The 14,180-nt window shown below is 40.3% G+C and carries 13 protein-coding genes and 1 pseudogene; 9 read left to right on the forward strand and 5 right to left on the reverse strand.

The genetic code is table 11. The annotated features are described in order from the left end of the window. Positions 1–10 precede the first annotated feature (10 nt). The 5 genes from FD17_RS06220 to FD17_RS06240 form a co-directional block, all read right to left on the reverse strand. The gene (locus tag FD17_RS06220; RefSeq protein WP_057824704.1) at positions 11–358 is read right to left on the reverse strand and encodes a DUF5776 domain-containing protein; all 348 of its coding nucleotides are present in this window, start codon (positions 356–358) and stop codon (positions 11–13) included. Further along, complete coding sequence (locus FD17_RS06225) at positions 346–1,686, reverse strand: amidase family protein (protein WP_235803187.1); 1,341 nt, start codon at positions 1,684–1,686, stop codon at positions 346–348. The genes FD17_RS06220 and FD17_RS06225 overlap by 13 nt, the downstream gene beginning before the upstream one ends. Continuing rightward, a complete protein-coding gene (locus FD17_RS13425; RefSeq protein WP_057824708.1) occupies positions 1,607–2,200 on the reverse strand; it encodes a hypothetical protein in 594 nt (197 codons plus the stop codon). The genes FD17_RS06225 and FD17_RS13425 overlap by 80 nt, the downstream gene beginning before the upstream one ends. A gap of 137 nt (positions 2,201–2,337) precedes the next feature. Next, positions 2,338–3,699: an APC family permease gene (locus FD17_RS06235; RefSeq protein WP_057824711.1), complete on the reverse strand. Its 1,362-nt coding sequence runs from the start codon at positions 3,697–3,699 to the stop codon at positions 2,338–2,340. A gap of 21 nt (positions 3,700–3,720) precedes the next feature. Then, complete coding sequence (locus FD17_RS06240) at positions 3,721–4,623, reverse strand: proline iminopeptidase-family hydrolase (protein WP_057824713.1); 903 nt, start codon at positions 4,621–4,623, stop codon at positions 3,721–3,723. Between the two features lie 326 nt (positions 4,624–4,949). Here FD17_RS06240 and FD17_RS06245 point away from each other — a divergent pair, with 326 nt between their 5' ends. From FD17_RS06245 to araD, 9 genes and pseudogenes are all read left to right on the forward strand, one after another. Beyond that, a complete protein-coding gene (locus tag FD17_RS06245) occupies positions 4,950–5,687 on the forward strand; it encodes a sugar phosphate isomerase/epimerase family protein (RefSeq protein ID WP_057824715.1) in 738 nt (245 codons plus the stop codon). A 69-nt stretch (positions 5,688–5,756) separates the two neighbouring features. Then, a complete protein-coding gene (locus tag FD17_RS06250; protein WP_057824718.1) occupies positions 5,757–7,220 on the forward strand; it encodes a PTS galactitol transporter subunit IIC in 1,464 nt (487 codons plus the stop codon). A 49-nt stretch (positions 7,221–7,269) separates the two neighbouring features. Beyond that, positions 7,270–8,244 carry an amidohydrolase family protein gene (locus FD17_RS06255; RefSeq protein WP_057824720.1) on the forward strand — a complete coding sequence of 325 codons (975 nt, stop codon included), beginning with the start codon at positions 7,270–7,272 and terminating at the stop codon, positions 8,242–8,244. A 54-nt stretch (positions 8,245–8,298) separates the two neighbouring features. Continuing rightward, positions 8,299–9,276, forward strand: a complete 978-nt coding sequence (locus tag FD17_RS06260; RefSeq protein WP_057824722.1) for an NAD(P)-dependent oxidoreductase — start codon at positions 8,299–8,301, stop codon at positions 9,274–9,276. A gap of 115 nt (positions 9,277–9,391) precedes the next feature. Beyond that, the gene (locus FD17_RS06265) at positions 9,392–10,387 is read left to right on the forward strand and encodes a LacI family DNA-binding transcriptional regulator (RefSeq protein ID WP_057824724.1); all 996 of its coding nucleotides are present in this window, start codon (positions 9,392–9,394) and stop codon (positions 10,385–10,387) included. A gap of 224 nt (positions 10,388–10,611) precedes the next feature. Next, a complete protein-coding gene (locus tag FD17_RS06270) occupies positions 10,612–11,616 on the forward strand; it encodes a hypothetical protein (protein WP_082617152.1) in 1,005 nt (334 codons plus the stop codon). 23 nt (positions 11,617–11,639) lie between these two features. After that, positions 11,640–13,175, forward strand: coding sequence for an FGGY-family carbohydrate kinase (locus tag FD17_RS06275; RefSeq protein WP_057824725.1), 1,536 nt, complete (start codon positions 11,640–11,642; stop codon positions 13,173–13,175). Further along, positions 13,172–14,044, forward strand: a complete 873-nt coding sequence (locus tag FD17_RS06280; RefSeq protein ID WP_057824727.1) for an L-ribulose-5-phosphate 3-epimerase — start codon at positions 13,172–13,174, stop codon at positions 14,042–14,044. Before FD17_RS06275 ends, FD17_RS06280 begins: the two co-directional genes overlap by 4 nt. 15 nt (positions 14,045–14,059) lie before the next feature. Further along, positions 14,060–14,180, forward strand: a pseudogene (gene araD, locus FD17_RS13060) (L-ribulose-5-phosphate 4-epimerase); the annotation flags it as partial.

Consider the following 14,180-nt stretch of genomic DNA (forward strand, 5'->3'; position numbering starts at 1 on the left):
TTTGAATAAATTACTCCTTAACAACAAGTTTCTTATTCGCACTTACAAAGTGACCATTCTGCAGGACAAATCGCGTACTCAAATTGTGTCCAACAAGTTTTTTAACTCGCAGAGTGGATCCCTTCTTATCATGCTTAACTTTACCGGAAAGATTCTTGTTGCGGTATTCATTTAGACCTTTAGAGTTAATGACCTTAATTCTCAAGTATTTTGATTGATAGTAAGCATTTTGCACATATTTGACGTTGGTTGTCAGATAGCCAACTGCGCCATAGCTTTTCGTGTGCTTATTAATATCACGAACCCTGTATCGCAAGCGACCATTGCTATCTCTGACATATCCAGTCACTTTGAACATTGGTCGATTCTGGCGAGATGTTTTGCGATAAACCGCAATCCGACCATTTTTAGCAAAGTTGGCTGATTGTATAGATAGACTTTTTTCAGCGTGTAGGCAATAAATGGCTGTGTGGATGCATAGTTTGGTGTAACAGGGGACTTTGGTGTAGATGAAGAAGTCGAAACGCTGATGGCACTTGAAGAACTAGAACTTGGAGTGTTGGGGGTTGGATTGACTGGCGTTGGGGTGGGAGTCGGTGTTGGTGTCTGATGACTTAATTCTTTAAATAAACCATGAGACTCAAATAAATCTCCCATCTTCAACAATAGTCGATCTTGATTCTTGCCAGCCTCCAGCTGAATTCCTAATGGCATCCCAGAAGAAGGGCTGACATAAGTTGGTAAGCTAATTGCCGGTTCACCGGCAAAGTTAGCAAGTTGCGTAAATGGCGTTTTTGTAAGGCCATGTAGCCAGGCATCATAGATTAACTGCAATTGCTGCGGACTATCTAGGCTACCGATATTTTTAAGTTGATCCACATATTCTGGCAGAAAAGCAGGATCATCATTACTTGGAGCAGTGGTTGCTGTGGTTGGTGTCAGATAGAGTGGATACTTTTGATGGAATGCGGTCATCTGTTGATCAATTAAAGCTAGTTCATTTGTATATGTTGTTCTGGCATTGGCTGGTAACTTTAGGGAGGCTTGGTAGAGTGCCCATGTGACCGGGCTTACCTGATCAAATGTCATATTTGATTTAGTCTTTTGATTGATCAAGAAGTTAGCGGTTGAACCGCTGCTGGTGGCACTCATGAAGTATGTCTGCATAAGTTTGACGCCATCAACCGGAGAATCAACTTCGACCATGTTGAATCCCTGTGATTTCAAGAATGAAACGGCATTTTGAACTGCTTGAACGGCATCGTCACTAACGGGAGTTCCGACCGGTGATTTAGTGGTGTAAGCAATTGTCATACCCTTGAGGTCAGTTGGTGCTGCCGGCACTTGACTGGCCTTTGAAGGATTAAGCATGCTCTCAAACAATGAATTTGTATCCTGCATTGTTTTGGTTTCAGCGAAATTAACAGCACCAATAGAGCTACCATCACCAGTAATAATTCCTTGAGTTGGCTTCAAACCGATTAGTCCAGTCCAAGACGCCGGAATTCTAATGGACCCACCGGCATCATTCCCTCCTGCTAAAGGAACCATACCATCGGCTGCACTGGCAGCTGCTCCGCCTGAAGAGCCCCCAGGATTGTCATTCTTATTCCACGGGTTGCTGGCGGCGCCGTAAAGCTTGGAGGTGGTGACGTTGATCAATCCCATTTCTGGGTAGTTGGTCAACCCAATTACAATGAACCCAGCATTTTGGAAGGCCTGTGTTACCCGTAAGGTAGAAGATATTGTGGCGTCTTTTAGAGGTAAAAGGCCATTGGTGTTGGGACCCCCCGGCAATCAACTGTAATAATCCTTTTGTTAGGATTGGCACACCATAGAACGGTTGACCGGTATCTTTTAACTGCCCAGCTTCATCCAATGCCTGTTGTTCACGTGTATATATCACGGCATTTAGAGATGGATTATCTTGGCCGATGATGTTAAATGCGTGGCGAATCAGTTCCTGCGGGGTGACCTGACCACTCCGAACCATCGCGGCGAGTTGTGTCGCACTGGCATTTCGATACTGTTGATCGGTAATTTTGTCAGTCTGATTAGCTGCATTTATTACCGCAGTGGGCGTTGTGTCGGCTGATATAGGCTGACTGGAATTATTGCTGGATAAAGTGAAGAATGTTATCGCGGCAAAGAATGATAATAAGAGCTTGGAAAATCTAGAAAATAATTTGTGTTCCCTCAATGTGAATACCCCTTTCACAAATACTTAGAGACGGTCGTTGGGTATTATTCTAAGCGCTTACAGAAATTTTGTATAGGGGCTTGTGAAAAAAAGTGGGCAGCCATTTACGGCTGCCCACTTTTTCCAAATGTGTAAAACTAAAGATCTAAACTGGTATTTCTTTGTGTCATTCGAAGAATTGCATAATAAACAATTCCAATTATCAACCACGCAATACCAATTTCCTTGGCAAGTGGATCGAGATTGAACATAACGAATCCAATGATGATAAAGCCAATAATTGGAGAAACCAGGTGTTTCCAAAAATGATGTGATCCATTCTTGATGACATAGTAATAAACCACTGAAATATGAATAACAAGGAATGCGGTTAATGCTCCACAATTAACGATTGATGAAAGTACACCAACGTTATCCATAAAGATCAGGCCGACAATTAATGAAATAATGCCAACTAAGTAAGTGCTGATATATGGCGTCTTGAATTTAGGATGAACCTTAGCCAATATCTGTGGCAATGTTTTGTCTCTGGCCATTCCAAAGAGAATTCTTGAAATAGCAGCTTGGGCTGCTAAAGCATTGGCGATTCCCCAAGCCAGAATGGTTGCGATCGTCGTCAAGTATTGTAGGAAAGACCCACCGACTTTAAAGGCAATTTCATAAAAGGCGGTATTCAAATCTTTGAAGGAATTGTAATCCGGCATAATTAAGCTGGCAATGTATGTTTGAGCAATGAATAACACGCCAACAATCATAAGTGCCCACAGGATTGCTCTTCCAACGGTTTTATTACCACCTTTGGTTTCTTCAGCCAAGGTACTGATGCCATCAAATCCCAAGAAACTCAGCACAGCAACTGAAACTGCAGTTAAGACAAAGTTCATATTAAAATGTGAAGCATCGAAGAATGGTTTGATGGTAAACCCAGCACCAACGCCATGGGTAATACCCCATAATCCAAATGCCATGAAAATGATTAGAACCAGGATTTCACCGACCAAGAAAACAATATTTGTCCGAGCAGTGAACTCAATTCCAAGAACATTAATAATTGTATTCATTGCAATGAACAGTACCAGCCAAATCCAAACGGGAATTCCCGGCAGTAGTGACTTTATAGAGTTTGCTGAAATTACATATAGTAGGGATGGAACAAAGATGTAATCAAGAATGATCATCCATCCTGCCAAGAACCCAACACTTTTGTTGATTCCACGCTGGGCATATGCATAAACAGATCCGGCAATTGGGAAAGCTTGTGACATTTGACCATAACTAATAGCTGTAAAGAACATGGCAATCATGCCGATCAAGTAAGTTAATGCAATCATTCCTTGTGATGAAGAAACAACTGAACCATAAATACCAAATGGGGCAATTGGCACCATAAAGATTAATCCATAAATGATCAAGTCTTTCAAAGTGAGGGAACGTTCTAGTTGCTGCTGATAGCCGAAGTCAGATAACGTTGAAGTTGAATTTGTACTGTCTTTTTCCATATATTCTGGGCTCCTTATTAATTAAAATTTTCCAGCTCGAACATCTTTAAAATAATTTTTGAGGTTGGTAAAGAAGACATCAGGATTATCAACCATGTGGTTGTGGCCACCATCCGGTGTTACGGATAAACGAGCATAGGGAAAGTCTTTAGCCATTCGTTTGGCGGCTTGTAATGGCATGGTTTCATGATCTGCAAATAATAATTGAGTAGGAACATTGATTTTCTTTATTTCTTCTGAATAGTCCCAGTTCCCAAGGTCACCGGTGATGACAAACTCGTTATCACCTTGGAAGTGGTTATAAACTGGTTTGGATTGAATATCTGTCACATGCGCTTGAGCAGCCGGCTGACGTCGGTGAATGTAATTGTTGTACAGGTGATCGATGTATTTTCGGTAGGTAGGATCGGAGAATTCTTCACGTTCTTCAATGTCATTCATATAAGCAATCTGAGCAGGCGTGAATTCTTTCTGCCGAATATCTTTCATCCTTTCAACATAATCGGCAATATTGTCGATCATGCTAATGATGATCAGTCCTTTTAAGTGCTCGGGATGCTTCCTGGCATACATCATTGAGATCATGCCACCCCAGGAGTGACCTGCGAGGTAAATCTTATCAAGTCCTAATTTTTGACGGACCTCATCGATTTCGTTCACATAATAATCTTCGTTCATAAACTTTTCGCGGATTGATGGATCATCCCAGTCTGGTGTGTCAGAATACCAAGATCCAAGCTGATCATAGGTGTTGACTTCTATATCCATATCTTTGAGTTCTGATCCAAATTGTTCATATACTTCGTGGGTATCTCCAGGCCCACCATGGAGGCATAGCATTTGATCCTGTCCTCCGGAATTCCAAGTATGTGTCCATAAACTGTAACCGTTATCGAGCTTAACAATGTGCGTACCATTCTTCATTTGATGATGACCCCCTTCATTTTAAGTAATCTTTAGTCTACATTAAAATTAGATGAGTGTAAATCTAAGTGAAGCTTCAATGTTGACGTTATACCTTGCATAAAAACCACATTTATAAGAATTTCTGAGAATAAAAAAAGTAAACTAATTCGTTGACTTTGTTAATGAAATCGCATACAATGGTGTTGAAAATTAAGTTAACCGATTAACTACATTTTTATATGTTTGGTTTGACTAATCCTGACATTTAAGGACTTTGTGAAATCGCCATTGTACCAAATGGTTAAACGGTCAACCTGATTTATCAACCATGGGGAGGTGTGAATTTGAACCATTATATATTGAATACAATTGCCTTTAAAGACAAGTTGGATGAGGGGGTATCCCAAGCTGATTTGGTTGCGAAGGCAAAGGATTTGGGATTTAATTTTGTGGAAATCCGGAACGAATTTCTCGATGGAACGAATACCGAATTGGAACAGATTAAAGATAAAGCGAATGATGCTGGAATTGGTATTTATTACAGTGTTAACGACGCGCTCGTCAAAAATGGGCAGGTTAATCCTGATATTGATCGATATATCCGTGAAATGCAGACGCTTGGGTCAAAACATTTGAAGATGAATGTTGGTAATGTTGCTGATATTTCTTCAACATTTGCTGATGACTTGAGCAAGAAGCTTTCCACTAATGGTGAGTTCGAATTCAATGTTGAAAACAACCAGACACTTGAAGACAGTCAATTAGATAATATTGTCAGTTTTTTCAAGCTGGTTGATCAGTCTAAGCTGCCGATTGGATTTTGTTTCGATACTGCAAACTGGTATTGGACCGAATCAGAACCCGACACAGCCGCACAAAAGCTTGCTTCTGTTACAAAGTATCTTCATCTTAAGAATAAAGCGGGATCTGGCAGTAATAAATCTGCTGTTTCTTTGGATAAAGGTGAGATTGATATTAAGTCTTTGATTAGTAAGTTTAATGTTGAAGAGTATGGTTTTGAATATTTTACTCCATCTGCCGAAATTGAGCATGACTTGGACGAAATTAAAGCATTGAATTAACGATTAAAGGCTCAGTTTTATATCGCGTTTGTAAGCGTTTGCTAATACGTTTGGAAGGGAAGATAAAATATGTTACAAACATTTAATGATATTTTCCAAACATTTGGCGCCAGCGTAGTTGTTCCAGTCATGATTTTCATCGTTGCCCTATTTCTAAGAGTTCGTGTCCGAACCGCAATGATGAGTGCCTTCTACGCAGGTGTTGGATTAACAGGATTTACTTGGATTATTTCTTCATTTACTCCAGTTGTTACCAAGATTATTAAGCAGATGGTTGACGGAACTGGTATTCACCTGCCAATTGTTGATATCGGCTGGCAGGCAGGTTCGTTGGCTTCCTTTGGGTCAACTGTTGGTTTAAGTTTCTTCGTATTCGGTCTTATTTTGGAATTGGTATTATTTTTCACCGGAATTACAAAGATCTTTATGCCATCAAACCTATGGAATAACTTTGGATTTATGATTTGGGGAACTCTTTGTTTCTATGTAACTCATAATTTCTGGCTTTCATTGGCACTGTCATCATTTATGCTTCTCTACACATTGGTTATTGCAGAAATGCAGGCTGATCGCTGGTCAAGCTACTATGGTGTTAAAAATGCCACTGTTTGTTCCATCCATAATATGGAACAAGCCGTTCCAGCTATCCTTTTGGATCCACTCTGGAATTTACTTGGCTTGAATAAAGTTAAGATGACACCTGAATACTTCAAGAACAAGCTCGGAGCATTCGGTGAGCCAACTACTTTAGGTGCAATTCTTGGTGTCATCATTGGTGTTCTTGGTAATTTAGGTAAGTTGGGAACATTAGCTGCATGGGGTCAAATTTTAACCTTTGCTATTCAGCTTGCTGCTGTTATGACTATATTCCCACTCGTAACTGGTGTCTTTGCCAAGGCGTTCTCACCACTTGCCGAAGAAATTGACAAGCGTCGTAAGATCAGCACCAAGTCTGAAGAAGAAGAGGAAGAAGAAGCCATTCACGACAAGAAGCGTTGGTTCCTTGCTGTTGATGATGGTGTTGGTTATGGTGAACCAGCCACAATTATTTCCGGAGTTTTGCTGATCCCTATTATGGTTGTGATTGCATTCTTACTTCCTGGAAACAAGACCTTGCCAGTTGTCGATTTGATTTCAATTCCATTCATGGTTGAATCAATTGTTGCTGTTACCCGTGGAAATATTTTGAAAGTAATCTGCAATGGTATTGTTTGGTTCAGCATGGGTCTGTACGCAAGCAGCTGGCTTGGTACCATCTATACCGGGGCCATTTCACATTATGGTGTTGCAATTCCAGCTGGTATTGTTTTAATCACTAGTTTCAACTTGATGGCTCGTCCATTGAATGCTTTGATCTTTGCTGCATGGATCAGTCAAAGCCCAATTTGGATCGGAATTACCATTGTTGCTTATATCGCCTTTGCTGTATTGCTCAGAACTCATCGTTCTCAAATTTGGGTATATCTCAAGAAGATGTCCGAAAAGAACGCTGGATTTGAAGGAAGCAAAGACAAGATTACCTATGGTGAATAGTGGATTGTTTGATTGAATTCAAAAATATAAGTTTTGGAGGCTTATGATTATGAAAAAAATTGATGGACACTTGCATTTAGTTCGTTCGGTTGCTGGTTTTAATGGAAAAGGCCGTATGACACCACTTGGCAAAGGTCGCACAATTTGGGACGATGGTACTGTTATTAAGCTTATTCCTGACGGCTGGGGTGATGATGATTTCACTGCAGAATCAGCTTTGAAAGTTATGGATGAAAACGGAATTGATAAGGCCGTATTACTCCAAGGCAGTTTAAACGGCTATCAAAATTACTATTCATATCAATCAATTAAGAAATACCCTGACAAGTTTATTGGTGCATTTTCAGTAGACCCATTCAGTGAATTCTATATGAAGATCGTTAAGCGTCATGTTGAAGACCTTGGTTTCCGTGCGATGAAATTTGAAATCAGCCAAGGTGGCGGTATGCATGGTTATCATTTCACTACACCATTCCGTCTCGATACTGATCCTCGAATTGGTAGAATCTTCCACTTCCTGAGCGATTATCCTGGCTTCACAGTCACTGTAGATTATGGTGATTTCTCTCAATTCAGTTATCAGCCAGAAGCAATTGCTAACTTGGCAAAGATGTATCCTCGTCTTGACTTCGTGGTTTGTCACCTGTCATTCCCTAATGCTGATCACTTGGATCGTTTACAAAATGCATTAGAGCAATGGGCACCTTACAAGAATATCTATACTGATATTTCAGCTATTCAAGATATTGAAGGCGAAACTGACTTCCCATTCCCACGTTGTCAAAAAGATGTATCCTTGGCTAAAGATATTTTGGGTGCTGGTCGCATTATCTGGGGAACTGATTCTCCATGGTCATCAACATTCAATTCATACAAGGATCTTTCAACTTGGCTTGAAGAATCAAAGATCTTCTCTGATTCTGAGCTGGAAGATGTTATGTACAACAATGCGATTAAGGTTTACTTCAAAGATTCAGCTATTAAAGCGGTTAAAGAAGCAGACGATCCCGCATTGAAAGATTAATATTAAGTAGTTTGATTTAATTTGATGTGTCATTAAGAAAGGAATAGATAATTTATGGCTAAAGCAAAAGTATTAGTAACCGGTATTATCCCAGAACAAGGGCTCACCGAACTGCAAAACACATTTGATGTAACTTATTCTCCCGACAAGCCATTCTCACGTGAATGGGTGTTAGAGCACCTTCACGAATATGATGGATTGCTTTTAATGGGATTAAAGGCAGACAAAGAATTAATTGATGCCGGAACTAATTTGAAGATCATTACTGCCAACGGTGTTGGTTTTGACCATATCGATATTGACTATGCCCGTGAAAAAGGCATTGTAGTTGCCAATGCACCTCAAGGGGTACGTATTCCAACTGCAGAAATGACCATCACGCTTATGCTGGCAACTGTTCGTCACTTGTACGAGTATGATAAGATCGTTCGTTCAGGAAACTGGGTTGATGTCAGTGAACCCAAGTATATGGGTATGAGTTTAGGCGGCAAGACATTAGGTGTATTCGGAATGGGACGTATCGGAAGTACTGTTGGTAACTTTGCCCAAGTTCTTGGGATGAATGTTATTTACAATGATGCTCACCATTTGGATGCTGACCTGGAAAAGAAACTCAATGTTAAGTATGTTGACTTTGACACCTTGGTTAAGGAATCTGATGTCATTACACTGCATGCCCCATCGTTACCATCAACTGAGGGCAAGTTTAATAGTGATGTCTTCAAGCAGATGAAAGATACTGCTTACATCATTAACGCTGCCCGTGGTTCATTAATTAAACAGGACGACCTGATTGATGCTTTGAAGAATCACACCATTGCAGGTGCTGGCTTGGATGTGTTCGAAACCGAACCTGATATTCCTGAAGCATTGCGTTCATTAGATAACGTTATCATGTCCCCACATGCTGGTACTGGTACATTGGAAGCACGAATTGCCATTGCTGAAGAAGCATCTGGAAACCTGATTTCATTATTGAAAGATGGTAAAGCAAAGAACATGGTTAACAAAGTAGCTAAATATATGGATTAGTTTTTAATGCTACAGTTTTGAAGGCATTGAAGTACGCTCAAACGAGACGTGGCTTCAATGCCTTTTGTTATATAATATATATGTATCATATGATACGTACCATGGAGGAATATCAATGGAAAAAATGACGATTAAAGATATAGCGAAGCTGGTTGGAGTTTCAACAGCCACTGTATCTAATTATCTGAATGGTAATCTTTCTAAGATGTCTCCAGCGACGCAAAAGAAGATTGCAGATATGATCCGCAATACTAACTATGTACCCAGTAGTGTGGCTCGTGGGTTGGCAACAAATGACAGTAAAACCATTGGTGTTTCGGTTGCAGATATAACTAACCCTTTCACCTCAACGGTTTTGTCCGGTATTTATGAGGAATGCGGGAAGCATGGGTACCGTGTACTTTTCACCAATGCCAGCAGTGATGCTTCTCACGAAACTGATAATATTTCCAAGCTTCAGAATCAACAGGTTTCTGGTTTGATTATTGATCCAGTTGAAGGGGATAGCCCTATATATAAAACAATCACTAATCGTAATGCCGTTATGATTGACAGGCAGGCAAAACAGATCAAAGTGGATACTGTTGTAACCGATAATTTTGATTCTGTTAAGCGGTTTGTTTCAAAAATGCTGGATGAAGCTTATGACGTTATGTATTACGTGAGTTGGCCGCTGAAAAACGTCAGTACACGATGGAACCGATACAATGGTTTTTTAGCAGCCACTGGATATGTTTCGGGAACTCATTATCTTTCAGTTCATAACACAGGGGATACAAGTGAGTTTTTAGATGAGTTGACAGCGATCATGAAAGAAAACGCCGGTAAAAAGGTAGGCTTTTTTACGATGAACGGTCGGGTCTTGATTAGATTACTTGCTGCTATGGAGTTCTTAGGCCTTCAGTACCCTATCGATTATGGTGTTGGAAGCTATGAAGATTTGGATTGGATGAGTATTCTGAAGCCTGCTATTAGCTGTATCAGTCAAGACTCATATGCAATCGGGACTATGTCCGCTCAAATACTCTTGAACAAGCTTGATGCCAAGTCGGAGATGGAGCCCAGATTAATTGAGGTGCCCACTTCTGAGAAGATTCGGGGATCATTCTAAAACGGTTGCTTTTAGATAGAGATTGACAACGATTGTGGAAGCGAATACAATAACAATTGAATAAGTTAACCGGTTAACATGATTTATCAATATTTCTTGACTCTAATCTTTTGAAACAAGGCGTTGTAACAACTGATTCCTGGTTTTAAAGCAAGCTTTGATAAACTGCAGTTAATCGGTTAACATAATTAAATGAAATTTGAAATAAAGGAAGGACTTCTGAAATGAAATTCACAAAAATTTTTTCTGACACTTTAGATCACTGCTATGCGATCATGCGACTAACTGATAATAAGCACGACTATGTCATTGTTGCATCCGAGGAAAATCAACCTTGTTATGCATATGACTTAAACAACGACTATAAACGAACTACTATTTGGCCGGATGTTGGTGGAACCATGACATTGGTACGGATTCCAGGAACAATGAACTTCTTGGCAACCCAACGCTTTTATCCTGGCTTCAATTCAGCAAAGTGCCGAATCGTTAAAGAAACGTTCAATGGCGAAGGATGGGATCAAACAATAGTTGGAGACTTTCCATATGTTCATCGTTTCGATATTATCCCTCATGGTGATGGACTTTGGTTCGTTGGATGCTCAATTGCAAATTCTAAGAAAGACACCGATGACTGGACTGATCCTGGTAAGGTTTGGGTTGGAGACTACAACGATCAAAAAGAAGAAGTTGAGAATCTTCGTGCCCTTGATATTCGTTTGACAAAAAATCATGGTTACAAGAACATGGGTGGATATTCTTTGATTACATCTGCTGATGGGGTTTATCGTCTTGACTATCCAACAAATGATAGTGACTGGATGATGACAAAATTTGCTGACGAAGAAACCAGTGATATTGCATCTGCAGATATCAACGGTGATGGTCATCCAGAGTATCTTGCAATTGAAGGATTCCATGGCCCACATATTAGAATTTATGATGACCGTTTTGAATCAATTTATTACAGTGAGCCCAATTCACCGTTTGGTCATGCTATTTGGGGCGGTAATATTGGTGATAAACAGTACTTCATCTTCGGATGGCGTCAAGGGTCACAAGAACTTGAACTGATCGGAAGTGAAGATGGTAAGATCACCACTCAAACCATTGACAAACAAGTTGGGCCAAGTAATGTCACAGTATTTTCGAAAGACAATGAATTATACTTGTTGTCCGCAAATCGGGAGCATAATGAGGTAGCCATTTATCACATTACCGACTTCTAGGCAAAAAGGCGGGGAATTTTAAAATGACAAAATATTTTTTAACAATTGATAATGGTGGCACCAACACTAAAGCAATTGTATTTAATGAACATGGTGACCAGATGGGATCTGAAGCTTTTCCAACTCCTCGGATCGAGGAACATGCTGGATTTCATGAGATTGATCTGAATGAATCATGGAAGGCAATCAGCAATGCCATCAGTAAAGTAATCCCAAAGTCTGGTATCACCAGTGATGAGGTTGTCGGGGTTTCTTGTGTTGGCCATGGTAAAGGTCTTTATGCACTTGATAATAATCATCAGATATTTATGCATGGTATTCTTTCAACCGATTCAAGAGCCTTGGCGCTTGCCGAGAAGTTTGAAAGTAAAGTTTCTGATATTTACCCAATTAGTCATCAGCATGTGATGGAAACTCAGTCGCCAGTATTGCTTAGGTGGCTGAAAGACCATAAGCGTGATGATTATGACCGGATTGGCACAATTCTGGCGGCTAAAGACTATATTCGATTTAGACTGACCGATAACGTTAATCAGGAATATGGGGATGCGTCAGGAAACAATTTCATGGATCTTTCAAAGCAGGAATACTCAAAAGAGTTATTTGACTTCTTTGGGATACCCGAAATGTTTGATAAAATGCCACCTTTGAAAAGATTTAGTGATTTTTGCGGTGGTGTCACACAACAAGCTGCCGAACAAACTGGATTAAAAGCAGGGACCCCAGTTTATGCAGGAATGTTTGATATTGATGCCTGCTCATTAGCGACAGGTGTTTTAAACGATGATTACTTCAGTTCCATTGTTGGGACTTGGAACATTAACGTGTTCCCTTCAAAGACACGAGCCGATCAAGACAGCGGGTTGATGAATTCAATTTATCCAACGGGATCCAATTTAGTTGAGGCTTCGAGTGCAACATCTGCCGGCAACTTGGATATTATGATTAAAACGTTATTGAGTGAAGAAATTAAGAATGCTACTGCTCATTCGCGTTCGATTTATGATGTGTTGGAAGAATTTTTGGATCATACTGATGCAACTTTTACAAAAACAATTTTCTTCCCATTCTTGTATGGCTCAAACGTTGCCCCGGATGCTGAAGGTAGCTTTATTGGGATTCAGAGTAATACAACCAAATCTGCAATGATTCGTTCAGTTTATGAAGGGATTATTTTTGCACACCGTTACCATATTGAGAAGCTTCTTAAGGTTGCCGGCCACAAGCCAAAAGCAATCCGGATTTCTGGTGGCGGCACGAACTCCAAAGCTTGGGTTCAAATGTTTGCAGATGCCCTTGGGTTGCCAATTGAAACCGTTAAGGGATCCGAATTGGGCGGCCTTGGCGGAGCCATGGCTTCAGCAGTTGGTACTGGTCTGTATGCAGATATTGATGAGGCTGTAAAGCAAATGTCACAGCTTAAAGATCGAGTTGAACCAGATCAAGGGCAATATAAAATTTATACACAGAAGTACGATGTCTATCTTGATCTGCTTCATACACTTAATCATGGATGGGCAAAGCTCAGAGATATGCAGGAAAGGATTGATAAACAATGAACTCTTTAGGAATTTATGAAAAGGCATTGCCTAAAAATAAATCTTGGAAAGAAACATTACAGACAGCCAAAGACTTGGGATTCAATTTCATCGAATTTTCGGTTGATGAAAGTGATGAACGTTTAGCACGACTTGATTGGACAAAAGAGCAGCGTGAGGAGCTTCGGAACGCAAGCTGGGAAACAGGCGTTAGACTTCATACGCTCATGCTAAGTGGACATCGTCGATTCCCATTAGGCTCTGCTGATCCTGCCATTCGTGAAAAGTCTTTGGAAATGCTGACGAAGGCTGTTGACCTGGCAGTTGACCTTGGCATTCGAAATATCCAGCTTGCTGGATATGATGTCTACTATGAACCGAAAACGATTCAGTCTCGTGAGTGGTTCATGGAAAACCTTAAAAAAGCAGTTGAGATTGCAGCGAAAAAAGAAGTTATGCTTGATATTGAAACAATGGATGATCCATTTATCAATTCACTAAGTAAGATTGCCGAGATTAAAACCCAAATTCACAGTCCGTGGCTTCAGGCATATCCTGACTTGGGGAATTTGACTGCATGGCCTGAAAATAACGTTGGCCGTGAACTTGAGACTAACATTGATAATATTGCGGCTGTGCACTTGAAGGATACAACCCCTGTAACCGAGACATCCAAAGGCCAATTTAGAGATGTGCCATTCGGTGAAGGTACCGTTGATTTCAAAGGCTGCTTGCAGACTCTTAAACGCCTGGGATATAATGGGGCATATACCATTGAAATGTGGTCAGAGAAGTCTGATGATCCTTTGGCTAAGGTCAAAGAAGCTAAGAAATTCTTTGATGATATTTTTGCTGAAGTTGGTATTGAACAGGAACCTATTGTTAAATAATTGGAGGACTGGGCATTGTTAGAAGATTTAAAGAAAGAAGTATATGACGCAAATATGCGTTTACCTCAACTTGATTTGGTTACTTTCACTTGGGGTAATGTTTCCGCAATCGACCGTGACAAGGGCTTGTTTGTTA

Origin of the sequence: Lentilactobacillus sunkii DSM 19904 (assembly GCF_001435575.1) — a bacterium.
GTDB classification, from domain to species: Bacteria; Bacillota; Bacilli; order Lactobacillales; family Lactobacillaceae; genus Lentilactobacillus; species Lentilactobacillus sunkii.

Excerpts from the sequence above, each read along its gene's own strand:
- FD17_RS06270 (WP_082617152.1), top strand. The coding sequence starts at position 10,612 with ATGAAATTCACAAAAATTTTTTCTGACACTTTAGATCACTGCTATGCG.
- FD17_RS06275 (WP_057824725.1), top strand. The coding sequence starts at position 11,640 with ATGACAAAATATTTTTTAACAATTGATAATGGTGGCACCAACACTAAA.
- FD17_RS06280 (WP_057824727.1), top strand. The coding sequence starts at position 13,172 with ATGAACTCTTTAGGAATTTATGAAAAGGCATTGCCTAAAAATAAATCT.
- FD17_RS06265 (WP_057824724.1), top strand. The coding sequence starts at position 9,392 with ATGGAAAAAATGACGATTAAAGATATAGCGAAGCTGGTTGGAGTTTCA.
- FD17_RS06240 (WP_057824713.1), bottom strand. The coding sequence starts at position 4,623 with ATGAAGAATGGTACGCACATTGTTAAGCTCGATAACGGTTACAGTTTA.
- FD17_RS06255 (WP_057824720.1), top strand. The coding sequence starts at position 7,270 with ATGAAAAAAATTGATGGACACTTGCATTTAGTTCGTTCGGTTGCTGGT.
- FD17_RS06220 (WP_057824704.1), bottom strand. The coding sequence starts at position 358 with ATGTTCAAAGTGACTGGATATGTCAGAGATAGCAATGGTCGCTTGCGA.
- FD17_RS06250 (WP_057824718.1), top strand. The coding sequence starts at position 5,757 with ATGTTACAAACATTTAATGATATTTTCCAAACATTTGGCGCCAGCGTA.
- FD17_RS06260 (WP_057824722.1), top strand. The coding sequence starts at position 8,299 with ATGGCTAAAGCAAAAGTATTAGTAACCGGTATTATCCCAGAACAAGGG.
- FD17_RS06235 (WP_057824711.1), bottom strand. The coding sequence starts at position 3,699 with ATGGAAAAAGACAGTACAAATTCAACTTCAACGTTATCTGACTTCGGC.